The following is a 26,138-nucleotide window of genomic DNA, read 5'->3' on the forward strand; positions in this document are numbered from 1 at the left end:
ATTGTTTAAAGCGTAGGAATGTTTTTGTTAAATGGAGAATTGTAATAGGTGTATATAAAAGGAGGCGTTAATCTTGGAAACGTACGATTGGAACAGTAAGCTAACATATTTAAAAAATACAAGAGATTTATATTACAACGACGATTATGTAAGCTTTTTAGTAAATATAGTTTGGAAGATTACTAAGCCCGTACATATCGTTGATTACGGTTGTGGATATGGTTATTTAGGCTTAGTATTAATGCCTTTACTTCCAGAAGGATCAAAGTATACCGGCATTGATAGTGGAGAAACATTATTATCTGAAGCGAGAGAGTTGTTTCGTTTACTTCCGTATGAGACAGAATTTCTTGAGGGAGATGCTACAGAAATTGAATTGAAAGATACATACGATATAGCAATTTGTCATGCTTTCTTATTACATATGAGTTCGCCAAAAATGATGCTACAAAAAATGATGCATTCAGTTAAAAGGAACGGAAAAATAATCTGTTTTGAACCACATTGGATATCAAATATGTCTTCATACTCTTTAAATGGAGAGAATCAATCGGAAATTATTAGGCTAGGTGCTTTGCAGAAGTTATTTGAAAGTGACATGCAGAGAAGCGGAAAAGATGGAAATATTGGTATGAAAATACCGATATTTTTAAGTGAACTAGGCGTAAAAAATATTCAATGTAGAGTAAGTGATAAAGTAAATTTTTTAGATTCTAATATGCATCATAATGGTAAAGAAAAGTTATATCACTCATTAAAAGAAGAGGGGATTGCAGGAGATCCAGGTGATAAGCAACAATTTATAGATCGTTTAATGACTAGAGGATTAACATATGATGATGCGCTAGCTCAATATGAAGCTGAACTCCGATTTTTTAAGGCATTTCATCTACATTCTTCTTTAGTATATGCTCCGAATATGAAAATTACATTTGGTGACATAGAATGTTGAAAGGTAGAGGTATTTTGAGGATTGTCATTTTTTGTCGGTAAGTCGATATCCACGGTATAATCGCTGATATATTTTGAAAATCGTCGATATATTTCAAAAATCGCTGATATATTTAAATTATCGCCGATATAATTTTATGTACGGATTTCAGCTTCCAAAAGATAAGCTCCTCATGTTACGTTATTCCATTTAATTAAACAAAATATGGGGGAAAACAATCATTTTTACTATATTTTGTTATAAATTTGAATAATATTAATTAATACCATCCATTATAAGAGATTTTAGTTGAATACCTACAATATGATGTGTAAAATCTAAGCAAGTAGCAGTACAAATAATTATTCGAGGTGAATACATGCTAGATTTTAAGCAGTTAGATGCTTGTTTGAAAGACAAGAGATTTATAGATGGATTACAGGAAATAAATAATGAAATTTCATATATAAAAGAAAAGAATGCTTTATCTTATTTGAAGAGTTGGCTTGCTAATGTTCCTTCGCATAAGGAGTTTGACATATTAATACGCCTTACTGATGAAGGGCTTATGCACCAATACAGTTCATTCCTCATTCGCTACGCCTACAAAAAATTCCCAAATATGAGAACGCTCTCTTTATATTGTGATGAGTTAATTGATGAGCGGAAAATACTTGAAGTAGAACAGTTATTAAAAGACTCATTAGAAGAGGTAAATAAAGAAGAGATAGAAGCTGATCTTTTAGCGAAAACATATTTTACATTAGTACGATGTCTGTTGGAAATGAAACGAAATGAAGAAGCCCTAATCTATATGCAAAAGGCAGAGGCGTACAGTGCACGTGCCGTATTTGATAAATGGGGCTACGTCTATATGCATACAGGTGAATGGGAGAAAGCAGAAGAACAATTTATAGCTGGCATGCAGCATAAAGATTGTGAAGAGTTATCTACCTATTTATTATCACAGTTATATGCGAATCAAGGAGAACAAAAACGTGCTTTACAGCTAATTGATGATGCGATTGTAAAGTTCCCGCAAGTACCATATTTTCATTTTGAAAAGGTAAAATATTTATTAGATTTAAGGAAGTATGAAGAAATGTTAGCGGTAATAGATAACATAAATAATCAGCTTCCTTATCATGCGTATAAAACTTACTTTGTACATTTACGTGCAGAAGCGCTTTACAAAATGAATAAACTTGTAGATTTACAACAGGTATTAAAAGAAGAAAAAAGTTTAAAAGAGTCTTTATATCATAATTTAGAAAAAAATCCAGATGGCAAAAAGGTTCATTTACCGATAGTTCCGATTGTACAAAAGGATAATTATTGTGTTCCGACAAGTTTAGAAATGATGTTGCAGTTATGGGGAGAAAAACGTACACAAGATGAAATAGCGGAGTTTATTTTTGATATGACAGGATCGAAGTTTTCAGATACTGTTTCTTATTTAGAAGAATTAGGTTATGAATATCGTTATTTTAAAGGTAATGAGGAAAATTATAAGAGACTGCTGGATGAAGGGATTCCTGTTTTATTAAGTATAGATATTGAGCATGCTTCACATGTACAAGTGCTAGCTGGATATGATGATACATTACAAGCTTTTTATGTTCAAGATCCGAACTTTATCGAACCAGTTATTGTGGAATATAGTAAGTTACAAGAAAAATATCGTTACACAGGGTGTTTAGCGATTACGTTTGTTCCGAAAGAAAAGAAGGAGCAATTAGCATTTTTAAGTGAAGAAGAGAATCATTATTTTAAATCTATTTTTTCTCTTACGGATCATTTAGATGAACATGATAAAGAGGGGATTACTAACTTAGTACAATTTTTAAAAGAGACGGGTGAAAATCCGAATACGTGGTTATATACGGTTAAGCATTTAGATGTTGAAGTAGATAATGAGTTTATTACATCTTGTATTGAAAAGTTAATGGAGAAGTTTCCAAACTCAGATTTTGTTAAATTGCATGGTGCACAATGCTTTATTCGCCTTCAAGAATTAGAAAAAGCTGGGCAAATGCTCGCGAGTGTTGAGAAGAAAAATAATCGTGCTTTATATCATTTAATAAACGGAAGATATGCTTTTGAACAGGAAAGTTATTTAGAAGCGATTTCAAGTTTTCGTTCATCATTACAAATAGACGCAGATCAGCCGATTGCTTGGAGTTTTCTCGCTTTATCATATATGTACATCGACCAATCTGAAAAGGCGTTGCAGTTTTCTCAAGTTGCTTTAGAACGTAGTCCAGAACGATTCACTTTAACGAATCACGGATTAATATTAATAGATTTAGAAAGATATGAAGAAGCGTATGAAATTTTTAATGATCTGTTAAGAGAGAATAAAAATGAGGCACATGTATGGTATGAGCGCGCGAGATGTGCGCATCATTTAGGGAAATTACATTTAGCGATAAAAGGGCTTAAAGTAGCGATTTATTTGGATAGTAATGCACCTTACATCTATACGAAACTTTCGGAAATATACGAGTCTGATTTGAAGGATGAGGAAAGTACGGAAGAAATTTTATTAAAAGGTATTGAGAATTGTGACGATAAGGCACCTCTATACGTAAAACTCGGTGACTATCATTTTCAAAATGATAGTCTGGAAGAAGCAGAAACATTGTATAAGCGTGCTTTAGAAGAAAATCATGATGATGTTTATTCTCACTTTGGACTTACGCAAGTTTATATGGCGAAAGAACAATACAAGGAAGCGAAACAATATATTCTCGGTATTGAAAAACAAATTGAAAAGAGCCAAGATTTTCTTATGAATGCGGGAATGGTTCTATGGGATGCTGAGGTTGAACTTGGTGGAAATGAAGAAGGGTTTAAAGTAGCTTTGTCTAAGTTAGAGAGTGGTATAAAGCAGAGCGAATATAATGTGGCAAGTGCGTTAGATGAATATGTGAATCGAATTAAAGGAACGGTATTTGTACAAAGAGGTATAGCATTTTTAAGAACGTTACACAAAGAAAGAAATGAAATAAGCGAATACGGTTGTTATACAGGTATTTTATATGAATCTATTGGGCAGTACGGCCAAGCAATGAAAAGGTATAATAAGGCGATAGAACAAAAGGAAACGGCATTACCGTATTACCGAATTGGTGAAACACTTATGGCATTAGGGCAATTGACGGAAGCGAAACAAGCGTATGAAACATGTTTAGAGCTGGATGAGAATTTCGTAGGTGTACATTTACAGCTTGCAGAAATATACGAAAAAGAAGAAAATCGTTCTAAAGAACAAAGTCATATGGTTCAGGCGATGAAAGAAGAGCCGATGCATATTAATATGGAATATTTGGCACAGCTTTCAGTAGAAATGAGTCTTCAGGAAGATTTACTGACAGAACTAAAACAATTAGCGGACGAAGTACCTGAAATATGGCGATTAGATGCGATTGCATATGTGTACGGAGCGATGGATGAAATAGATAAAGAACAAGTGCAGATTGAAGAGGCACTTCAATTAGATAGTGAGCACATAGAAGTTCTATATCATTATGCAAAAGTGTTAGTGAAAAAAAGAAATGCAAAAGCAATTGAAATTGCAATGAAAGTGATACAAAAAGATGCAAATAATGAACGAATATTTGATGTGTATGTAAAAGCGATAGAACAACATAAGAAATTGTCTAACATACGAGATTTTCTTCATACATTAAAGGTGAAGAAGGTAGAAAGAAGTATGGCATTTATGTATGCTGCATCTGCGGTGACGGAAAGATGGATTGAACGTCAACAAAACGAACAGCCGAAGAAATCCATAATTACGAGAGCTTTTTATCGTATGAAAAACCGTGCGAAAGAAATTTCGATTATTACTACAATCATTGATTTGTATGAAATTTCGTTAAAGTTAAATCAAAAAAATAGTATGGTAGCGCAGCGATTTGCACTATTTTACGAGAATGTGACGATGTATAAAGAGGCGATAGATGTATTGCAAACATCGTTAGAAAATAGATGGGACTACGATGTAGCGAAGCAACTTGTAAATCTTTTCATAGAGTGTGAGGAAGAAGATATGTTACGGGATGCTTCAGAAGTAACGAAGCAAATGGTTCGAGAGTTACCAGATGATTATGATACGCTTCTTTTACAAGCACAAGTATTCTTTAAAATAGGAGAAGAAAGAAAAGCAGAAAAGATTACCTTACAATTAACGGAGCAAACACCGTTTGTAAGTAGAGCGTTTCTTGCTTTAGGAGAAATGTATCAAAGTCAAGAAAGGTTTGAAGAGGCAATTCATGTATTAGAAAATGCTTCAATACACCATCCAAATGAAACAGCAATTCTTCTTTCTTTAGCATCTTCGTATCATGGTGCAGGACAAATACTAAAGGCAGAAAAAATAACAAATGATGTATTAACAATAGATGCGAGTGATTTGTTAGCAAGATATGATCATGCTTGTTATTTAGCACAGTTAAATAGAATTGAAGAGGCGAAGCAAGAGCTTGAAATTGTTCTTCGTGAGGATGAATCAGGATTCTTTGCTGAGCTTATTGAAGAAGATGAAGATTTAGCTGGAATACAAGAATTTAAGAAATAATTGTATAGGAATTGTGAAAAAAGGGTATAATTAAATATATATTTCGAATTAGTTGACAATTTATTGCCCAATGGCATAAAATAACTTTTAATAAAGTATACAAATCTGAAGACGAGAACGAGTAAAATAATGAATTGTTCCCCAGAGAGCCGGTGTATAGCTGAAAGCCGGTGTGCAGACGTTATTTGAAAATCATCTCCGAGGAGCCGAGGCTGAAAATAAGTAAGCCCGGACGGATGTCTACCGTTACAAAGAACACGTATGATAGTACGTTGCTAAGTGCTATTAGCGAAGAGCTAATAGAATTAGGGTGGTAACGCGGTTAAACCCGTCCCTACTTCATAGGGACGGGTTTTTTGTGTGCTTTAAAACATTTAAAGGAGTGATTGTAGATGAAGAAAGTAGATGTGAAAGAGTCAGCTGTAGGGAGAGAAACACGTATTCGTAAGCAGTGGAACGAGCAAAGCATTTTCAAGCAATCAATTCAGAATCGAGAAGGCGCACAATCTTTTGTGTTTTATGAAGGACCACCAACGGCGAACGGTTTACCACACGTCGGGCATGCACTTGGACGGACAATTAAAGATGCAGTAGCGAGATATAAAACGATGGCTGGTTATAAAGTGCTACGAAAAGCGGGATGGGATACACACGGTTTACCTGTAGAATTAGGTGTTGAGAAGCAACTCGGTATTTCTGGTAAACATGAAATCGAAGAGTATGGAATTGAGCCATTTATTCAGAAGTGTAAAGAGAGCGTATTCACATATGAGAAGCAGTGGCGTGAATTCACTGAAAGCATCGGTTATTGGGTAGATATGGATGATCCATACGTTACGCTAGAGAATCCATATATCGAAAGTGTATGGCATATTTTAGGGACGATTCATGAAAAAGGATTATTGTACAAAGGGCATAGAGTTTCACCATACTGCCCAAGTTGTCAAACTTCACTAAGTTCACATGAGGTTGCACAAGGGTATAAAACAGTAAAAGACTTAAGTGCAACAGTTAAGTTTAAAGTGAATGATAGTGAAAATGAATATTTCCTAGGTTGGACAACAACACCTTGGACACTTCCAGCAAATGTTGCGCTCGCTGTACATCCAAATATGGAATACGTGAAAGCGAAACAAGAAGGTCATGTATACATTGTTGCGAAAGAACGTGTACAAGATGTATTAAAAGAAAACTATGAAGTATTATCTGTTCATAAAGGTGAAGAATTAGTAGACACATCTTATATGCCGCCATTTCCAATGAAGGAAGTTACAAATGGCTACCGAGTTATCGCAGCTGATTTTGTCACGGCAGATAGTGGTACAGGACTCGTTCATATCGCTCCAGCATATGGGGAGGACGATTATAGAGTCGTGCAAAGTGAAGGATTGTCATTCTTGCATGTTGTAGATGAAAAAGGTGAGTATACAGAAGCAGTACCATTTTTGAAAGGGAAATTTGTAAAAGATTGTGACGTGGATATCGTTCGTTATTTAGCGAAGGAAGGTTTACTGTATCATAAAGAGAAGTATGAACATAGCTACCCACATTGCTGGCGCTGTGATTCACCACTTCTTTATTATGCAGGAGAGAGTTGGTTAATCCGAACAACTGCAATTAAAGATACATTTTTACAAAACAACGATTCTGTTACTTGGTATCCAGACCATATGAAACATGGACGATTTGGTAAGTTTTTAGAAAATATGGTGGACTGGAATATTAGCCGAAATAGATATTGGGGAACACCATTAAACGTTTGGGAATGTGAAAGTTGCGATCATCAATTCGCGCCGAAAAGCATTGCTGATTTAAGAGAGCATAGTACGAAAGAAACACCTGAAGATTTGGAATTGCATAAGCCATATGTAGATGAAATGCAAGTTTGCTGCGAAAAATGCGGAAGTACAATGAATCGTACACCAGAAGTAATTGATGTTTGGTTCGATAGTGGTTCCATGCCATTTGCGCAATATCATTATCCATTTGAAAATAAAGAGTTATTTGAAGAACAGTTTCCAGCAGATGTTATTGCAGAAGGCATTGATCAAACACGCGGATGGTTTTATAGTTTATTAGCAGTATCAGCACTATATACAGGAAAAGTGCCTTATAAACGAGTGTTATCACTAGGTCATGTATTAGATGAAGAAGGACAGAAAATGTCTAAAAGTAAAGGGAATGCACTAGATCCAGTTGATTTAGTAAATCAGTTTGGTGCAGATGCTTTAAGATGGGCGCTACTCGTTGACAGTGCTCCGTGGAATGCGAAGCGTTTTTCTGAAAGAACAGTACTGGAAGCGAAATCTAAATTTGTAGATACATTAGTCAATGTGTATAGTTTCTACGTTTTATATGCAAATTTAGATGAGTATAATCCGAAAGAAACGTATGATGCAAAGCGGACGAAATTGGATGAATGGGTATTATCAAGACTGCATAGCACAACGAAAAAAGTGAGAACTGCACTTGATGATTATCAATTTACGAATGCAGCTCGTGAAATCGCGGCACTTGTAGATGAAGTAAGTAACTGGTATGTAAGACGATCACGTAATCGTTTCTGGGAGTCTGGTATGAATGCTGAAAAAGCAGCTGCGTATGAGACACTTCATGAAGTACTTGTAACAATTAGTAAATTAATTGCACCATTTACACCGTTTGTCGCTGAAGATATTCATTTAAATTTAACTGGAAGTAGCGTTCATTTAGAGGATTATCCAGTTGTAAATGAATCACTACTTCAGCCGAAATTAGAAGAGGAAATGGATGCAGTTTTACAAGTTGTTGAACTTGGAAGAAGTAATCGTAATCAGCATTCTTTAAAAGTAAAACAGCCGTTAGCAGAACTTGTATTACTAGCACATAATGGGAATGATATGGATTGGGAATCTTATCGTGATATCGTCATGGATGAGCTAAATGTCAAAGCGTTCCATGTTGAACTCGATGAAACGAAATATACGTCCTATCAATTAAAGCTGAATTTTAAAACAGCTGGGCCGAAGTTTGGTAAAAATGTGAATGCAGTAAATACATGGCTAAAACAATTACCAAAAGAAGAAGTGCAACATTTTGTATCTACAGAAAGAGCAGTTTACGAAGCAGCACCAGGAGAAGAAGTAGTTGTAACAGCTGAAGATGTACTAGTAGAGAAAGTTGCGAAATCAGGATTTTCTAATACGACTAATGGACAATATACAGTTATGTTAGATACGAATGTGACGGAAGAATTGTTACAAGAAGGACTAGCGCGCGAATTCATTCGAGCGGTTCAAGAATATCGTAAACAGTTGAATTTACCGGTTAATTTACGAGTCGATGTTATTCTTGATACAGAGGAAGAACTACAACGAACATTAACGAACCATAAAGATTTATTAGAAGAAAATTTACTCGTTAAGCAATTTACATTTGATCACTTAACGAATGAAGACGATGAACTATCTTTAGGTGAAGCGAAAGTTCGAATTAAATTAAGCGCGGCTCATTAAAGAAGAAAGGAAGTTGGAATGATTCCAACTTCCTTTTTGTATGAGTAGAATTTTTTCATAATCCGTTCGATAGGTTCTCTAGCAAATGTCTTTCTTCATAGCACACTAAATAAAATACTGTAGAAATATATTTCTACAGTATTTTTCTCATTTTATACATAAATATTGAGAAAATTTCACTCACCTTAAATGGAAAGGTAATAGAATTGTTTATAGAGAATTACTCGTAGATTCAATTTTTATCCCCCCATTTTGTGGGGAATGATTGCCTAGTGGTAATGGGATAAGGTTGAGCTACTTTATTAGGGGGAGTGGTTCTATGTTTAATAAAAAAATGGTGGCAATGGCAATGACTGTGCCGTTAGTAATGGGGACGATTTCTACGGTTTCGGCATTGGAAAAACAGCAGCAAGTAAAGCTAGAAGCTTATTCGCCGCAGAAAAAAGCAACGGAATATTTAAAAGAAAATGCTGCACAGTATGGATTGAAAACAGACCTTTCAGACTTACAATATATTTCTACAACAGAAACGTCAGTAGCTTCATATGTTAGGTTCCAGCAAGTTGTTAATGGTGCACCTGTATTTTCAAAACAAATTACAGTTACACTTAACGGAGAGGGAAAGGGAGTACTTGCTGTTTCTGATTATCAATCCGTCAAAGGTGTGAAGGAAGTAACGACAAAAATTAGTGAAAAAGATGCAATACAAAAATCAATGGCGTATGTTGGAGAAGCAAGTGAGCAAAACTTATGGGCTCCTACAGAGAAAGAATTCGGATATATTGTTGAAGAGGGAATTGCTCGTCCAGTATACAAAGTTGTAGTCCATTCTAATAATCCATTTGGTGCATGGGAAACATTTATTGATGCCGAAAATGGAAAGTTAATTAAAAAGGTTGATATAAACCGAAAAGCTGAAGGGTCAGGAAAAGTATTTTTACCTAACCCAGTCGTATCTAGCGGTAGTAAAGTAGGTTTAAAAGATAATAATGATGCAGATTCAACAGCGTTAACGAATCAATTGAAGACTGTTACGTTAAAAGGTTTAGATGGGACAGGATTTTTAATTGGAGAGTATGTAACGATTTCTTCAAAAGCAAAAACAAAATCTACAAATTTACAATTTAACTATACACGTGCAAATGATAGCTTTGAAGATGTTATGTCGTATTATCATATCGATACATTACAGCGTTACATTCAAGGGTTAGGATTTAAAAATATTAATAATCGCTCTATTAAAGTGAATGTGAATGGAACGACGGCGGATAACTCATTTTATTCTCCGACAACGAAAGCTTTAACTTTTGGTACTGGCGGAGTAGATGATGCAGAAGATGCTGGTATAATCGCACATGAATACGGACATTCAATTCAAGATAACCAAGTTCCTGGCTTTGGTAGTTCAGCAGAAGGCGGAGCGATGGGAGAAGGATTTGGTGACTTCTTAGGTGCTACGTATGAAGATGCAGTATCGACAACAGGCTACGGAAAAGCATGTGTTGGAGAATGGGATGCGACTGCTTATTCTAGTTCAGATCCGACATGCTTGCGCCGATTAGATACGAATAAAGTGTATCCGAAAGATGTTACAAATGAGGTACATGATGATGGGGAAATTTGGGCACAAGGTCAATATGAGATGGCACAAGCTTTTGGACGTGATGTAGCAACGAAAATTATTTTACAATCGCACTGGTCATTAACACCAAACTCTAAATTCAGTGATGGAGCAAAAGCGATTAAGCAAGCGGATGCTCTTTTATATGGCGGACAACATGCTGCTGATATCGATCGTATTTGGGCAGCAAGAGGAATTAATACGAATTAATATAAAAAGTCGTGGCGTTTATAAGCCACGACTTTTTCATTTGCTTAAGCACTGGTACTAGTAAAGTAAGCTATAGGAATGCTAATGTAAATTCATCCGCATTCTAGTTGTTTTTTTCGTCTTTAAAAACAAAATGCTCTTTAAATTTTCTAGAATCAACTTTTTGACCATTTCTCATGGAGCGGAAAGGGTGTTCTTGCCAAGTAATGATTACATCAACTTCATCTGCTTTTGTCGCAACTGGAAAATTAGTATGTTCAAATCCAGTTTTTCCACTTGCTAAGCGACTTTCCTTTCGTGAGAAAAGTTCATATTTCGTTTTCGTTTTTGGCTCGTTGCGGAATACTTCGACTTGTACGTTATATACTTCACTGTTTCCAACATTTTTTACTGAAAATTGATATGTTTGAAATTCATCTTTTTTAGCTTGAAGCATATTTTTACCTATATTCTTCGATTCATCAATATTCACTTGCCATTGATCAGAGTTTTGGGAGATTGGTAAAGATTTTGGTGAATAGGCGTATGTTTCATTCACTGCAATTAGGCATAACAAAAGAAGAAAGAAACTAATCGCTTTTTTCATATAAACACCTCGCTATAAAATTTTTATCCCGCATTAGCGGGCAGTAAGACCCTCCACCTCAAAATTCAGGGAAAGCAAAGCAGTTAGGTGGGGAATCAACTGCCCGTAAAAGCCCGATTGATGAGGGCTGATAATCAGTGGGGAGGAACAAAATCCCCACTGATTAAAGTTTCACTTTATCAATATGCGTAAATAAAACGGAAATTATGTAATAAAATGGAAAAAAGGTGATGGTTTGATTCAAATGAATTTGAAAAAACTTGAAGAGGTAGTAGATGGAGAAGGGTTACAAGAATCGTTTCATTATATAGAGATACATGGTGTCTGCATAGATTCCAAAAGCATTAAAGAAGGAAATGTATTTGTTCCAATCATTAGGGTGAAAGATGGACATGATTATGTGAAAGAGGCAATGGATAATGGAGCTGTCGCTTCCTTATGGAAAAAGTCTTACGGTACTCCGCCAAAAGGGATGCCAATTATATTTGTAGATGATACTTTGTTTGCTTTGCAACAATTGGCACAATTTTATCGGAATGAAGTAGGTGTAAAAGTAATTGGTATTACAGGTAGTAACGGAAAGACAACAGTTAAAGATATAATAGGAGGCATTTTAAGTTCAACTTATAGAGTGCATAAAACGAAGGGGAATTTAAATAGTCAAATCGGTTTGCCGTTAACAATTCTAGAAATGAAACGAGATACAGAGTTTTTAATACTTGAAATGGGAATGAGTGAAAAAGGACAAATTAGAAATCTATCACGAATAGCGCAGCCGGATGTAGCGATCATTACAATGATTGGACAGTCACACTTAGAAACGCTTGGATCAAGAGAAGAGATTGCGAAGGCTAAATTCGAAATTGTAGACGGATTAAAAGACGATGGACTGTTTTTATATAATGGTGATGAGGCATTACTTTCTCAAAATAATAATATGCTAGGTATAGAATGTAAGTCATTTGGTGAAAAGTATACAAATGATTTGTTTCCAACAAACGTGCAATTAGATGTGTATGGTGTTCATTTTAAATTAAATGATTCAAATATCCAGTACGATGTTCCCTTACATGGAAAACATAATATTTTAAATACGATTGTCGGAATCGCCGTAGGTCAATTTTATAATATCCCTACAGAAAAAATACAGGAAGCATTGCGGCAAGTAAATATTACTCATATGCGCTTTCAATTTTTAACTGCAAAAACAGGTTTTACAATTATTAACGATGCATGGAATGCCAGTCCCTCTTCAATGAAGGCAGCAATTGAAACGTTACAGACATTAAATGCCTATAAGAAAAAAATGATAGTAATTGGGGATATGTTGGAGTTAGGGAAGAAAGCTGAAACATATCATAGAGAAATTGGTAAAATGTTAAATCAAGAGAGCATTCAATACGTATTCACTTATGGAGAGTTAGCTGAAATTGTAGCGGAAGAAGCAAGAAAGAAATATGATACAGGAAAAGTACAGTCATTTAATAATAAGACCAAGATAGCAGAGAAAGTATTAAAAGTTATTACGAATAAGGATATCATATTATTGAAAGGCTCACGTGGAATGGCTTTAGAGGAGATTGTACAAAATTGGATATGAAAAATCAAAATATATTTAAAAAGGCTTGCGTTTTATAAAACAAAGAGATAGAATACTCTGTAAATATAAAAAGTGAGGATCAGGAAAAGTACATGATGCAAAGGTCTACAGAGAGCAATCGGTTGCTGAGAAGATTGCGATACCGCATGATGGAAAGACACCTGTGAGTGTTGCTTTGAACGTGATAATTAGTAAAAGCAAACGGTACCTACCGTTATCAGGGCTAAGATGGTCATTATGACAATTTGGGTGGTACCGCGGAAAAATCCGTCCCTATTTATAGGGGCGGATTTTTGTATTCTTTGAAAGGAGGTGAGTGACCGTGGATGATGACGATGACAACAATAACGTAAATAAATATAAAATTACTGGAGGGAAAAATAATGGAGTTAATAATGAAGCGTTCACTCACAAAAGAATGTACGGTACAAAGCGGAAAGGTTGTATTACTTCAAGGATGGGTAAAAAAGATTCGTCATCTAGGTAATGTTAGTTTTTTATTAATAAGGGATCGATCGGGAGTTATGCAATGTGTATTAGAAAATGAGTTAGCTGGATATAAGGTAGATGTGGAAAGTGTCGTTCAAGTCGTTGGTGAAATTGTAGAGACTTCGAAAACAGAATTAGGGGTCGAAGTGCTTGCTCACGAAGTGAAAATATTAAATGGCGCAGAACCACTTCCATTTGAAATAAATAAAAAGAAATTGCAAGTTGGCTTAGATCAACTACTGAATGAGCGGGTATTATCATTAAGACATGAGAGAACCGCGGCGATATTTAAAGTGAAATCTACACTCGTTCAGAGCTTTAGTGAATTTCTTGTAGAGAACGATTTCACACGTATATTTACTCCGAAAATTGTTTCACAAGGGGCAGAAGGAGGAGCAAATGTTTTTAAACTTCCATACTTTCAAAAAGAAGCCTATTTAGCACAATCACCACAGTTTTATAAACAGATGATGGTAGCTGGAGGGTTAGAACGTGTTTTTGAAGTTGCACCTGTTTACAGAGCGGAACATCATAATTCTTCCCGTCATTTGAATGAATATATATCGTTAGACGTAGAACTTGGATTTATTCATGATTTTTATGAAGTGATGCAATTAGAAACGGATGTTTTACGATATATGTTTCAACAAGTAGCAAAAAACTGTGAAAAAGAAATACAACTTTTACAAATAGAAGTACCTGTTATTACAGAAATACCGAAAATTACATTGTTAGAAGCGCAAGAAATTTTGAAAAGTAAGTACCGAAAAGAATCGCCAATTGGAGATTTAGATACAGAAGGTGAGAAGCTATTAGGGAAATATGTGAAGGAAACATATAAGAGTGAGTTTGTTTTCATTACACATTATCCAAAAGAAGCTAGGCCGATGTATACGATGCCGAATAATGAGAATCCATCTATTACTGATTCGTTCGACTTACTATATAAAGGACTAGAAATAACTTCAGGGGCACAGCGAATTCATGATTATGAAATGTTACTCGCTTCTTTTAAAGAAAAAGGATTACATCCAGATAAATTTCAATCTTATTTAAATACATTCCGATACGGTTGTCCCCCGCATGGTGGCTTTGGAATTGGATTAGAGAGAGTTATATACAAACTATTAGAATTAACAAATGTACGAGAGGCGAGTGCTTTTCCAAGGGACTGTACAAGACTTATCCCTTAATAATAGGGGAAGAAAATTCCGCATTTTCTCATCAAATTTTAATATAGCTCTTGACAGTTATAAATATAACCGATATACTTCATATTAATTTCAAAAGAAAATATATTCTAAATATTAAAATGTGTTGAATAGGAGTAGTAAGGTCGTATATTTGTACAGAGAGCTATGGGTTGGTGTGACATAGTCAAATGACATCCTGAACTCGCCTAGGAGCAGTAAGGTGGAACGGAATCACATTCTTAGTAAATCTTAACGGTTAACCTTCGATATTAGGTTTGTAATCAAACGATTACTACTAAGGTGGATTCATAATGGAATCAATAAGGGTGGTACCGCGTTAAGTAAATGGCTTAGCGTCTCTTTATATAGAGACGTTGAGCCATTTTTTTATTTTATGGAAATAGAAATGGAGGGTTTATTCGGATTGGTTTATAAAATTTAATTATTTATATAAATTAATTTAATTAGGAGGAAAATAAGATGAAACAGACGGAGCAATGGACTTCGAAATTAGGTTTTATAATGGCTGCAGCAGGATCAGCAATTGGACTAGGTGCAATATGGAAGTTTCCTTATATCGCTGGGAAGAGCGGGGGAGGAGCATTCTTTTTAATCTTTATATTATTTACTCTATTAATTGGACTACCACTACTTATAGCTGAATTTATGATTGGACGCAGTACGCAGAAACAAGCAGTTGGAGCATTTAAAAGTATTGCACCAAATACAGGATGGCACTGGATTGGGCGTCTTGGTGTTGGAACTTGTTTTATATTACTTTCGTTTTATAGCGTTGTAGGTGGATGGGTATTCATTTATTTATTCAGAGGAGTAACGGGACAACTTATTACTCCAGGACAAAATTACGGAGCATTATTTAATGAAACAATTGGAAATCCCGCTTGGGCGATTGTGGGACATTTCGCTTTTATGTTCATTACAATTTGGGTTGTATCAAAAGGTGTACAAAATGGAATTGAAAAAGCAAGTAAATATATGTTGCCAGCATTGTTCGTATTATTTGTTGCTCTTATTGTTCGCTCACTAACACTTGATAATGCAATGGAAGGTGTGAAGTTTTTCTTACAACCAGATTTTTCAAAGATTACTTCAGAAAGTATTTTGTTTGCAATGGGCCAATCATTCTTTGCGATTAGTATCGGGATTTCCATTATGGTTACGTATAGTTCTTATTTAAATAAAAAAGAAAGTTTACCAAAATCAGCAGTGACAATTGTTGCATTGAATTTATTTGTTTCATTATTTGCGGGTCTTGCTATCTTTCCGGCCGTATTTTCATTAGGAATGGAGCCAACAGAAGGGCCTGGATTACTATTTATCGTATTACCATCTGTATTTAGTCAAATTCCATTCGGTGGGTTGTTCTTAACAGTATTTCTTGCACTATTTACATTTGCAACATTAACATCGGCATTTTCTCTACTAGAGACAGTTGTTTCAGCATTAGCAAATGGTGAACAAGAAAAGAGAACGAAATTATCATGGATAATCGGTTTCGGCATTTTCTTAGTAGGTATACCATCCGCGTTATCATTTGGAATATGGAGTGATATTACGATTTTCGGAAAGAATATTTTTGATGCAGTAGACTTCTTATCTAGTAATATATTAATGCCACTTGGAGCACTATTTATTAGTATTTTCGTTTCATTCAAAATGGAAAAGAAGGTGCTAGAAGCAGAGTTTTTTGTAGGTGGAAATTATGGAAAGAAAGTATTTACTTGTTGGGCGTTTTTACTTCGATTTGTAGCGCCACTTGCAATAATCATCGTCTTTTTAAATGTAATAGGAATTATTTAACATTAAATGTTATGATATTCAGTAAAAAAGAAGGTGATGATTATAAAGGCGAATTTGATAGAAACTGGGAAATACATGCATATTAGAGGGAAGAAGATATACGTTGAAACGCATGGAAATCCTAAAAATAATCCAGTCTTATACTTGCATGGTGGACCAGGAGAAAGTTGCTATGATTTTTCATTTCATCAAGCGGAACGTTTAAAAGATTCTTTATATGTAATAATGATAGATCAAAGAGGTGTTTGTCGCTCAGAAGAAATTACTGAGGACGAAGCTTTTGGATTACATGATTTGATTGAAGACTGTGAGGAACTAAAAAAAGTATTACAAATTGAGAAATGGTCTGTCATTGGACATTCTTTCGGTGGATATGTAGCATTGTTATATGCGTCGATATATCCAAGTTCAATAGAGAAAATCATATTTGAAGCGCCAACTTTCGATTTTGCATTAACAAGTAAAGCTTTGTTACAAAAGACAGGGCATTTATTAAAAAAGTATGGAAAAGAAGAAGTAGCAGAAGAGTCCCTTACTTATTCATCTAGCAATGCTACTTCAGAAGAGTTGCTAGATGCTTATATAAGACTAAGCAATGAATTAGAAGAAAATAGAATGGAGATTTACAACTATAAGGAAGATGTGACAGACGAGAGTTTATATAGTGATGAAGAGTGGGAAGTATTTTCAAATCGCTCCAAAATTCATTTTGATAGATTAAAGGTAGAAGGAGCAGTTCATACTTCATTATTACAAAAAATAAAAGATATACAAAATCCAATGTTATTAATTGTAGGAAAACATGATGTAGTAACATGTGAAAAACAAATTGAAACGTTTAATAAAGATGCTCAAAATGGGGGGTATATTGTATTCGAAGAGAGTGGTCATACACCGCATTATGAAGAAGCAGATAGATTTGCAGAAACAGTCATGCATTTTTTGAAATGAAGAAAAGGGTGCTTCTATAAATGAGAAGCACCCTTTCTAAATTTCTGGATATGTAATTGTTATGTTTGGCCATTTACTTTGCCAATTCTTTTTAATAACTCTGTTTTTGTACATATGTATACGTTCTTTTGTTTCAAGAAAATGAGCTGTTGGCCTCACTTGTAAGGAAAGAACATCTTCAATACCACATGGGGCTGTTAATATGACGTTGTTTAGTTCGTCAAGCGTAACTCCTAAAGCGGTTGCTGTTTCAGGAAATTTAGAAATAGCATCAACAGAAGAAGAATACGGTGGCATATTATTCACTACATGCATACGAGCTTGATTTTTTACCGACCAAGGTATAGAAGCATCCATATTTACCAGTGCTTTCTCTAGTGATTGCTCATATACATCATCTGTATGTAATTGATCGAAATAAATGACATCAATATCTGGTGTGGCCGTTCGTATTTCGTAGTCATGTAAAGTATCCCAAATTTTAGAGCGAACAAACCCGGCACAAATCCACCAATCAGGTAGCTCTAGTGATTTTGCCATTTGTAATACGTTCATCATCCATTCGTCGTTTTCAATTAATCGAATTATATCTTGCTCTGTTTGTATAGTCATTTGTTATCCCACCTACTATTTTTATAGAGGACTAATTCATCAGTTTAATAATCCATGTGATCCAGTAAGCACCTGGTATGAATAACAGTTGTGCTAATAACGTACCAAAAAGTCTAGAAATCATTAGCCAACCATACATTTTACTCATTACTTCTGCACCTTCTTCTGATTGAAGAGCTCGCTCTGTTAAAAGAGCGATACGTGGATCGAGCAGCACTGTTAATAAAATAGTAGCAAAACCATTAATAAGGCCAGAAGCTGTAGTAGCTTTTGTTGCGTAAGCTGGAAGTAAAAAAGAAGCATATAGGGCTGAAAGAACACCAGCTGTATAAATTGCAGTAGCAAACATATTAATAAGCATAATACGTTTTGGAATACCACCGATACGTAGTCTATGAATCATTTCTAATTTTGGAAAGCGTACGTATTTTTTTGTGTACTTTAATTTTTGAATGTTATTTGTTTTCATCATTCGAATGAAAGAACCGTCTGTTTCAAAGTTTTGAATGACATATCCAAATAATTTGGTCAAAGTTGGATATAGTATAATCGCAATCAATGTACCGACAGAGGCAGATAATAGAACGAGCCGTATAATATGTTCTAAATTAATGGAAGCGTCTCGTTTTGCCTCATCGACAATCCCGCCGATTAAAAAGGCTTGTAACATGTTAGATGTTCTTGAAATAAGTAACACCATGCCTACGACAGACAAAGCAACAGCAATTCTCTTTAAACGCACTCCAGCTAATCGAATACTATAAGAGCTTGTTTCAACCGCGTGAATAACAATTGTGAAAACCATTATAACAATTAACGTTATTGACATTAGATTCACCAGTTTCTATTAAAATAATTATAACTTTTTTACTTTATCATATGTACTCCATTTTGTAACTGAACGTATGTGACATAGAAGAGGTAATTTTTTGAAAAGATAAATAATGGTAGTATAGTAAAAGGTAGGCATGAAAAAGCCTTCTATATAATATGTAAAGTAAATAGGAGCGGGGGATTAAATGTGTACACAACATTTCTATTTGACTTAGATGGAACATTGACGGATCCGAAAGAAGGAATTATAAATTCAGTATTATATGCATTAAAAAAGGTTGGAATTGAAGAATTACATGTAAGCGAGTTAGATTCATTTATTGGTCCACCCATTCAGCAATCATTCGTAGAGAGATACAATATGAACGAAGGAGAAGTTGAATGAGCTGTCTTTTATTTCAGAGAGTATGTAAAGCAGCGTGGATTGTTAGAAAATAATGTTTACGAGGGTATTCCAAATCTCTTAAAACAATTAAAAGATACCGGAAATCGTTTATTTATAGCAACTTCAAAACCTACTGTATTTGCAAAAAAAGTACTAGATCATTTCCAACTAACGAATTATTTCGAAGGTATAATTGGAAGTAATTTAGATGGTACGAGAATAAAAAAAGAAGAAATCATTGCTCATATTTTACAAACAAATGAAGAACTTAATAAAGAAGAAATTGTTATGATTGGAGATAGGAAACACGATATAATAGGGGCAAATCATAATGAAATTGCTTCAATTGGCGTTTTATATGGCTATGGTAGTGAAACAGAATTGACTGAAGTTGGTGCGACTCATATAGTAAACGATGTAAACGAACTACATCATCTTTGTTTAGAAAATAGTTTGATAAAGAAGTAAATATTGAGACTAACAATCCCTTTATAATGTATGACGATGAAATCGTTTCTGCTTAAAGGGATTTTTCATATGTAATCGAATATGTATAATTAGACATTTTTAGCATGAAAAGTTTGTATGAATAAGAGGAGGGATGTCAGAATCAAAAGATTAGTAGAAGTTTATTTGTAAAAGTTTGAATTTTCTGTTTAAAGGAGGGGTATGATTGGAGCTAGTTATTATATTATTAGCACTTAGTTTACTTATGTTTGTAGCATATAGAGGGTTTTCTGTTATTTTATTTGCACCGATATTTGCATTATTTGCGGTATTTTTGACAGAGCCTAGTTTTGTATTACCTTTCTTTTCGAATATCTTTATGGAGAAAATGGTAGGGTTTATTAAACTATATTTCCCTGTATTTTTACTTGGGGCAATATTTGGGAAAGTAGTAGAAATGTCAGGAATTGCAGACTCGATTGCAAAGACAATTATAGAGTTAGTTGGTGAAAAACGTACGATTTTAGCGATTGTATTAATGGGTGCTATTTTAACGTATAGTGGCGTTAGTGTGTACGTAGTAGTGTTTGCTGTATATCCGTTCGCAGCTAAGCTGTTTCGACAAGCGAATATTCCGAAGCGTTTAATCCCTGGAACGATTGTACTTGGAGCCGTCACGTTTACGATGGATGCGCTACCTGGAACACCACAAATTCAAAACGTAATACCTACAACATTTTTTAAAACGGACATTTATGCTGCACCGGTACTTGGTATTGTAGGGGCAATTTTTGTACTGACGTTAGGATTACTATATTTAGAGAGTAGACGTAAGAAGGCGAAGGCGGCAGGAGAAGGGTATTTTGGTTTTAACGATGGAGATACTGAAATGGCAGCTTCTTTGCAAGTAGAACAAAAAGATATGCCGGTGCTTAAAAGTATTGAAATTACAAGAGTTCAGCAAGTGATTGCTTTTATACCACTTATTTTAGTAGGTGTAATGAATAAAGTTTTTACTATTATGATACCGAAGTGGTATCCGGATGGTTTTGATTTTTCTGAAATTGGTATGAAAGCATTTGGAAAAGTAGAATTAAGTGCAGTAGAAAGACTAGCGGAAATTGGACGTTGTATAAATAAAGATTTGTATTCCTATTGTGATGAAGAAGTAGCCGACTACACGCTGGGAGAAATAAAAAAACTTTGTTTTGATCTTCGTATTCCAAATTTAAAAGAATACGGAATTGGTGAGGTTGAATTTGAAAAAGCTATTTCTAAAATGGCATCAGATGCAATTGAAAGTGGAAGTCCAGCAAATAATCCACGTGTGCCATCATATGATGAAATTAAACAGTTGTATCGAGAATGTTTTCATTATCAATATGAAGATTCTATAAAAACATTTGATAATTAATTTCAGAATATTCTTATAAAATTTCCTTGGAAATAGTTAAAACAAGACTTTATATTATAAACGTAAAGTCTTGTTTTATTATGTATAATATACATAATAAAATGTTATGATTAGTTTTAAAAAACAGTATAAGGTGGGTGTTGGTGTAATGAAAACAATAGGTTTAATTGGTGGTATGAGTTGGGAATCAACTTCTGAATATTATCGAATCATAAATGAAGAAATAAAAGAGAGATTGGGAGGGTTACATTCAGCAAAATGTATGATAAATAGTGTAGACTTTGAAGAGATTGAACGATTCCAGTCTAACGGAGATTGGAATGGAGCAGGAGAAGTATTAGGGAATGCAGCATATTCGCTACAAAGGGGAGGAGCAGATTTTATAATTATTTGCACCAATACAATGCATAAAGTAGTTGAGAAAATAAAGGAGAATATTCATATTCCAGTTTTACATATTGCAGATGCAACTGCAAAAGAAATTAAAAGGAAAGATATTCAAACGGTTGGTTTGCTTGGAACTAAATATACAATGGAGCAAGATTTCTATAAGTCACGTATTGAAGAGAATGATATAAAAGTCATAGTACCATCAGAAAAAAATAGAGAAAAAATAAACGAAGTAATATATACAGAATTATGCTTAGGAAAGATAACATCTCAATCTAGGGAGTATTATAAAAGAGTTATAGAAGAGCTAGTACAAGAAGGGGCACAAGGAATCATATTAGGTTGTACAGAAATAGGATTATTAATAAAGCAGGAAGACGTAGCAGTTCCGATATTTGATACGACTTATATCCACGCAATTGAAGCGATAAATGTCGCTCTAGAAAGTAGATTGTAAATGTATTATGTAAACTTAATTCGTGTATCTGGAAAACATTCAGAAAATATTTTATAATGTAAGTGGTTACATTTAAGGGGGAATGCGTATGTTTTCAGTTCAACCAATCGCATTTGTACATAATGAAAGAAAGGAAATAAAAGATGATGAGTGGGGAGAAGTAAGATCCTATATTAATTTAACTGAAATGTATACAGAGGAAAGTATACAAGGGATTGAAGATTTTTCTCATATTGAAGTTGTTTTTTATTTTCATAAAGTAACGGATGAACAAATTCAATATGTTGCTAGACATCCTAGAAATAATAATGATTATCCTAAAGTAGGCATTTTTGCACAGCGCGGGAAAAATCGCCCGAATCGCATAGGAGCAACAATTGTAAAGGTGATCAAAAGAGAAGGTAAATCAATTATTGTTGAGGGGTTAGATGCTATTGATGGCACACCTATATTGGATATAAAGCCGATAATGAAAGAGTTTATGCCGAACGAAGAAATTCTACAGCCTAAATGGGCAACGGATATAATGAGACAGTATTGGAAGGGGAATGGAGTAAAATGAGAATATATGAGGCAACAATTGCAGATTTAGATGGACTAGCATCAGTTTTTAATAACTATCGTACGTTTTATAGACAAGATTCCGATATAGAAGGAGCAAAAGTATTTTTACGAAATCGAATTGAGAGAAAAGAATCCGTTATTTTCGTGGCAGTTGAAGACGGTGAATATATTGGATTCACACAATTATATCCATCATTTTCTTCTATTTCGATGAAAGAATTATGGATCTTAAATGATTTATTTGTACAAGCTGCTAAGCGCGGAGCAGGAACAGGAAAAAAATTATTAGAAGCTGCTAAAGAATTTGCCTTAGAAAATGGTGCAAAAGGTGTAAAATTACAAACAGAGATTGATAATTTATCAGCGCAGCGATTATACGCTGAAAATGGCTATTTGAGAGATAATCGTTATTTCCATTATGAATTAACGTTTTAAAAAATATTAGATTAAAAGAGGCGCTTTCATTTTGAAGGCGTCTCTTTTAATTTGCATTATAGTTGATTTAAAACCCAATTTGTAGCATCTTCAAAGTTTTCTGCAATGTAGTTTGGCTCAATATGTGCCCATTTGTCTCGGTACGTATGTAAAGCATCATATCCAGCGCCTGTTCGAACTAATATCGTCGTCGCATGTACAGTTGCTCCTGCAACGATATCAGTCCAGCGATCACCAATTACAGCGCATTTTGTTAAATCAAGCCCATGTTTTTCGGCTGCTTGCAATAGCATACCTGTACTAGGTTTACGACACTCACAACCATCACCGTGCTTATGAGGACATACATAAATATCATCAAAACCGAAACCTTCTAATTCTTGTGCAAAATCTTCTACAGTTGCTATCCCATCCGCAATACCTGGTTGATTTGTGAAAGAGAAAATTTTTATATTTTGAGCTTTTAGTTTTTGCAAGGCTGCTTTTGTAAAAGGAAATAATGTAAATAATCCTGGATAATGTATTGTAGTGTCGCCACCAATTGTACCGTCACGATCAATGAATATTGCTTTAATGTTTGTCATAGTTATAGTCCTTTCCATTTATAAGTAGTTTAAAAATGTTTCACAAATCGATATCCATTCACTTCATATCCTAATTTTTTGTAAAAAGGATGTGCTTCTAATCTTTTTGTTCCACTGACTAGCCATGTGCCGATACAATTATGTGTCTTGGCTAATTGCTCAGCATAATCCATTAATACTTGCCCAATGCCTTTTCGTCGTATTGTAGAATCAACGCTAATAATTGAAATTTCCCCATAACGAGTTACATCTTCTAAATTTTCACGTATACGAAACCCAAGTAATCCACATATAGTTTCTTCTTCCTCATAAACATATAAAAAATCAAAAGGACTCATTTGTACGAATTGCAATCGGTTGTTCATATCTTCATAAGAAATAGAGGAACCTTTTAATTCTATGGTTAAAGAACAAAGTGCATCTATATCGTCTATCGTAGCTTCACGAATATGAAAAGACATATTATCCACTCCAATAAAATGTAATCAAACATAAAGTATTTCTGTAAAAAAATATGTATTCCTGCTACGAAAATAAATATTTTATAATGATATATAGATAGTTATATGTTATTCTTTTCCTTGATTGTATTGGAAATGGAAAGAAGGGGAATGTATGTTAGACGTGAATATTCGCTCTGCCGGATATGAAATAGGAGAAAAAACAATCCATGATATCGCTTTTTCTATTGAAAAAGGTGAATTAGTTGCTCTTATTGGCGCAAATGGTGCCGGGAAAAGTACGACGATTAAAACGATGCTCGGTTTACTTGTAAATATGAATGGTGAAATATCATTCGGTGAAAAGAAAAATCCTTATGCATATGTACCAGAACATCCGACATATTATGATTATTTGACGCTCTGGGAACATATTGAATTGTTAATGGCTGCTCGCGAGAACGAAGTAGGAAGCTGGGAAAGGAAAGCGGAAGAGTTATTACATATGTTTCGAATGGATAAACATAAACATGAGTATTTATCAAAGTTTTCAAAAGGGATGAAACAAAAAGCGATGCTCATATTAGCTTTTTTAACTGAGCCAGATTTTTATATCATTGACGAACCTTTTATCGGCTTAGATCCAGTAGCTACGAAAGAGTTTTTAAATTATTTGTATAAAGAAAAAGAACGAGGGGCAGGAATTTTACTTTGTACGCACGTATTAGATACTGCTGAAAGAATTTGCGAAAGATTTTTACTCATTTCGCAAGGTACATTAGTTGCAGATGGCCATTTAGAGGCAATTCAAACGTTAGCGGAAATGCCAGAGAGTTCATTATTAGACTGTTTTGATGTAATCGTAAGGCGTGAACAGCATGATTAAACAACAATTTTATAAAAGATTGCGCCATGAACTGGGGCGTAAATGGAAGTCCATACGTTCTATAACTGATTGGACAGTTGCGCTATATATTATTATTCCTGCACTTATATTTATGGGAATTTATTATCGTTCACTATGGACGGAAGAATTATCGATGGAAGAGACAGTTTATTTCGGATTAGGTCTATTCGCATTTTATGTGATTACATATGCAAGAGGAGTTCGTTCATTTTTTGAACAAGCGGATAGTTTATTTTTAATTTCGTATCCCGCTCACATGCAAAAGTTAATCCAGTATGGCATGACATATACATTTATTCGAATAGCTATAACGAATGTAATAGTAGTAGTTGCTATGTTACCAGTATTGATGAAAAGTATTGGAGTGACGAAGATACAAGTCTTATTATTTTGGTTATTCTTTACTATATTTCGATTTTTGTTGTCGTTATTAACGAGATTTATTCATGTACGTGTGGGGAAACGATGGCTACTATGGATTATAAAGAATGTAATGTTTTCTATAAGTTTAACCTTTTTTGGAGTAAGTCTGTTTCTTATTTATAAAAATCCATTATATTCTATACTAAGTATCGGTCTAGCAGTTTTTCTAATTATCGCATTGATAAAAGAAAAATTGAATTATAAAAATTGCTTTTTTAAAGAAGTTGAGAAAGAGAAAGAAGAAAGTATGCGCTGGACAAGTGGGATTATGCAAGTTGGTGGTCATACAGCTAAACCGAGTAGTTCGAATAAAAAACCGTGGATGTTTCCACGTTCTAAAAAGTTTTTAGGGAAGAAAAAGGAATCTCGTATTGTTGAATCCTTTTTAAAAGAATTTTTCCGTACAAGTAGTGCACGAATATTCTATATTCAAATTCTATGTATAAGCACTGTCAGTATTATCATGAGTCCAAGGTGGATTGCAGCTATTATTCTTGCATTTACTTTAGTTGCAATTTCTCGTTATGCGCGCGATTATTGGAATGAATTTACGAAAAAAATGTTTCTTCATTTATATTGTGATGAAGGAAAATTACTATTGTTAAGATGGAAGGCAGATCGTTATTTATTACTTCCAGTACTCCTTTTGTATGGAATAGTTATCCTTTCTCATTTTTATTTATTACCAGCTGTAATTGCCGGGGTTATTTTTATAATATGGATGGGTTGGATTGTATTTTTACCATAGAAAAAGAGCCGAAAAACGGC

Annotated in this window: 19 protein-coding genes, 1 pseudogene and 3 other annotated features; of the genes and pseudogenes, 15 read left to right on the top strand and 5 right to left on the bottom strand. The window is 34.3% G+C overall.

Annotation, left to right across the window (positions count from 1 at the left end):
* Positions 1 to 73 precede the first annotated feature (73 nt).
* The 4 genes from QCI41_RS01075 to QCI41_RS01090 all read left to right on the top strand — a co-directional run bounded on the left by QCI41_RS01075 (position 74) and on the right by QCI41_RS01090 (position 10,838).
* A complete protein-coding gene (locus QCI41_RS01075) occupies positions 74 to 952 on the top strand; it encodes a class I SAM-dependent methyltransferase (protein ID WP_353838654.1) in 879 nt (292 codons plus the stop codon).
* Between the two features lie 358 nt (positions 953 to 1,310).
* Entirely contained in the window at positions 1,311 to 5,513 is a 4,203-nt protein-coding gene (locus QCI41_RS01080) for a tetratricopeptide repeat protein (protein ID WP_353838653.1), read from the top strand.
* Positions 5,514 to 5,612: 99 nt separating this feature from the next.
* Positions 5,613 to 5,852: a binding site (T-box leader), on the top strand.
* Positions 5,853 to 5,905: 53 nt separating this feature from the next.
* Positions 5,906 to 9,007 carry an isoleucine--tRNA ligase gene (gene ileS, locus QCI41_RS01085; RefSeq protein ID WP_353838652.1) on the top strand — a complete coding sequence of 1,034 codons (3,102 nt, stop codon included), beginning with the start codon at positions 5,906 to 5,908 and terminating at the stop codon, positions 9,005 to 9,007.
* Positions 9,008 to 9,326: 319 nt separating this feature from the next.
* On the top strand, positions 9,327 to 10,838 hold the full coding sequence (locus tag QCI41_RS01090; protein WP_353838651.1) for a M36 family metallopeptidase: 1,512 nt from the start codon (positions 9,327 to 9,329) through the stop codon (positions 10,836 to 10,838).
* A gap of 103 nt (positions 10,839 to 10,941) precedes the next feature.
* Here the strand turns inward: QCI41_RS01090 and QCI41_RS01095 are convergent, their stop codons facing one another.
* Positions 10,942 to 11,424 carry a hypothetical protein gene (locus QCI41_RS01095; RefSeq protein WP_353838649.1) on the bottom strand — a complete coding sequence of 161 codons (483 nt, stop codon included), beginning with the start codon at positions 11,422 to 11,424 and terminating at the stop codon, positions 10,942 to 10,944.
* A 244-nt stretch (positions 11,425 to 11,668) separates the two neighbouring features.
* Here QCI41_RS01095 and QCI41_RS01100 point away from each other — a divergent pair, with 244 nt between their 5' ends.
* The 4 genes from QCI41_RS01100 (at position 11,669) to QCI41_RS01115 (ending at position 17,478) form a co-directional block, all read left to right on the top strand.
* Positions 11,669 to 13,024 carry a UDP-N-acetylmuramoyl-tripeptide--D-alanyl-D-alanine ligase gene (locus QCI41_RS01100; RefSeq protein ID WP_353838648.1) on the top strand — a complete coding sequence of 452 codons (1,356 nt, stop codon included), beginning with the start codon at positions 11,669 to 11,671 and terminating at the stop codon, positions 13,022 to 13,024.
* A gap of 66 nt (positions 13,025 to 13,090) precedes the next feature.
* Positions 13,091 to 13,302: a binding site (T-box leader), on the top strand.
* 105 nt (positions 13,303 to 13,407) lie between these two features.
* Positions 13,408 to 14,706, top strand: a complete 1,299-nt coding sequence (gene aspS / locus QCI41_RS01105; RefSeq protein WP_353838647.1) for an aspartate--tRNA(Asn) ligase — start codon at positions 13,408 to 13,410, stop codon at positions 14,704 to 14,706.
* Positions 14,707 to 14,821: 115 nt separating this feature from the next.
* Positions 14,822 to 15,070: a binding site (T-box leader), on the top strand.
* Between the two features lie 116 nt (positions 15,071 to 15,186).
* Complete coding sequence (locus QCI41_RS01110; protein WP_353838646.1) at positions 15,187 to 16,527, top strand: sodium-dependent transporter; 1,341 nt, start codon at positions 15,187 to 15,189, stop codon at positions 16,525 to 16,527.
* A gap of 36 nt (positions 16,528 to 16,563) precedes the next feature.
* Positions 16,564 to 17,478, top strand: coding sequence for an alpha/beta fold hydrolase (locus QCI41_RS01115; protein ID WP_353838888.1), 915 nt, complete (start codon positions 16,564 to 16,566; stop codon positions 17,476 to 17,478).
* Positions 17,479 to 17,514: 36 nt separating this feature from the next.
* On the opposite strand, the gene QCI41_RS01120 is transcribed toward QCI41_RS01115, so the two are convergent.
* Together QCI41_RS01120 and QCI41_RS01125 are read right to left on the bottom strand one after the other, a co-directional pair.
* Positions 17,515 to 18,090 (bottom strand): nucleotidyltransferase family protein, encoded by a 576-nt coding sequence (locus QCI41_RS01120; protein ID WP_353838645.1) that lies wholly within the window; start codon positions 18,088 to 18,090, stop codon positions 17,515 to 17,517.
* 31 nt (positions 18,091 to 18,121) lie between these two features.
* Complete coding sequence (locus QCI41_RS01125) at positions 18,122 to 18,919, bottom strand: lipid II flippase Amj family protein (protein ID WP_353838644.1); 798 nt, start codon at positions 18,917 to 18,919, stop codon at positions 18,122 to 18,124.
* Positions 18,920 to 19,111: 192 nt separating this feature from the next.
* Here QCI41_RS01125 and QCI41_RS01130 point away from each other — a divergent pair.
* The 5 genes and pseudogenes from QCI41_RS01130 (at position 19,112) to QCI41_RS01150 (ending at position 23,016) form a co-directional block, all read left to right on the top strand.
* Positions 19,112 to 19,777: pseudogene (locus QCI41_RS01130) on the top strand (HAD family hydrolase).
* Positions 19,778 to 19,982: 205 nt separating this feature from the next.
* Entirely contained in the window at positions 19,983 to 21,170 is a 1,188-nt protein-coding gene (locus tag QCI41_RS01135; RefSeq protein WP_353838643.1) for a GntT/GntP/DsdX family permease, read from the top strand.
* Positions 21,171 to 21,318: 148 nt separating this feature from the next.
* On the top strand, positions 21,319 to 22,017 hold the full coding sequence (locus tag QCI41_RS01140; RefSeq protein ID WP_088080770.1) for an aspartate/glutamate racemase family protein: 699 nt from the start codon (positions 21,319 to 21,321) through the stop codon (positions 22,015 to 22,017).
* An 88-nt stretch (positions 22,018 to 22,105) separates the two neighbouring features.
* A complete protein-coding gene (gene tsaA / locus QCI41_RS01145; protein WP_087980969.1) occupies positions 22,106 to 22,579 on the top strand; it encodes a tRNA (N6-threonylcarbamoyladenosine(37)-N6)-methyltransferase TrmO in 474 nt (157 codons plus the stop codon).
* Positions 22,576 to 23,016 carry a GNAT family N-acetyltransferase gene (locus QCI41_RS01150; RefSeq protein WP_046955670.1) on the top strand — a complete coding sequence of 147 codons (441 nt, stop codon included), beginning with the start codon at positions 22,576 to 22,578 and terminating at the stop codon, positions 23,014 to 23,016. The genes tsaA and QCI41_RS01150 overlap by 4 nt, the downstream gene beginning before the upstream one ends.
* Before the next feature lie 56 nt (positions 23,017 to 23,072).
* Here the strand turns inward: QCI41_RS01150 and QCI41_RS01155 are convergent, their stop codons facing one another.
* Together QCI41_RS01155 and QCI41_RS01160 are read right to left on the bottom strand one after the other, a co-directional pair.
* Complete coding sequence (locus QCI41_RS01155; protein ID WP_353838642.1) at positions 23,073 to 23,600, bottom strand: HAD-IIIA family hydrolase; 528 nt, start codon at positions 23,598 to 23,600, stop codon at positions 23,073 to 23,075.
* 29 nt (positions 23,601 to 23,629) lie between these two features.
* On the bottom strand, positions 23,630 to 24,061 hold the full coding sequence (locus QCI41_RS01160; protein WP_353838641.1) for a GNAT family N-acetyltransferase: 432 nt from the start codon (positions 24,059 to 24,061) through the stop codon (positions 23,630 to 23,632).
* 154 nt (positions 24,062 to 24,215) lie between these two features.
* Between QCI41_RS01160 and QCI41_RS01165 the strand changes: the two genes are divergently transcribed.
* A complete protein-coding gene (locus QCI41_RS01165; protein WP_353838640.1) occupies positions 24,216 to 24,926 on the top strand; it encodes an ABC transporter ATP-binding protein in 711 nt (236 codons plus the stop codon).
* A complete protein-coding gene (locus QCI41_RS01170) occupies positions 24,919 to 26,118 on the top strand; it encodes an ABC transporter permease (RefSeq protein WP_353838639.1) in 1,200 nt (399 codons plus the stop codon). The genes QCI41_RS01165 and QCI41_RS01170 overlap by 8 nt, the downstream gene beginning before the upstream one ends.
* Positions 26,119 to 26,138: the final 20 nt, after the last annotated feature.

Origin of the sequence: Bacillus cereus group sp. MG4 (genome assembly GCF_040460055.1) — a bacterium.
GTDB lineage: Bacteria > Bacillota > Bacilli > Bacillales > Bacillaceae_G > Bacillus_A > Bacillus_A wiedmannii.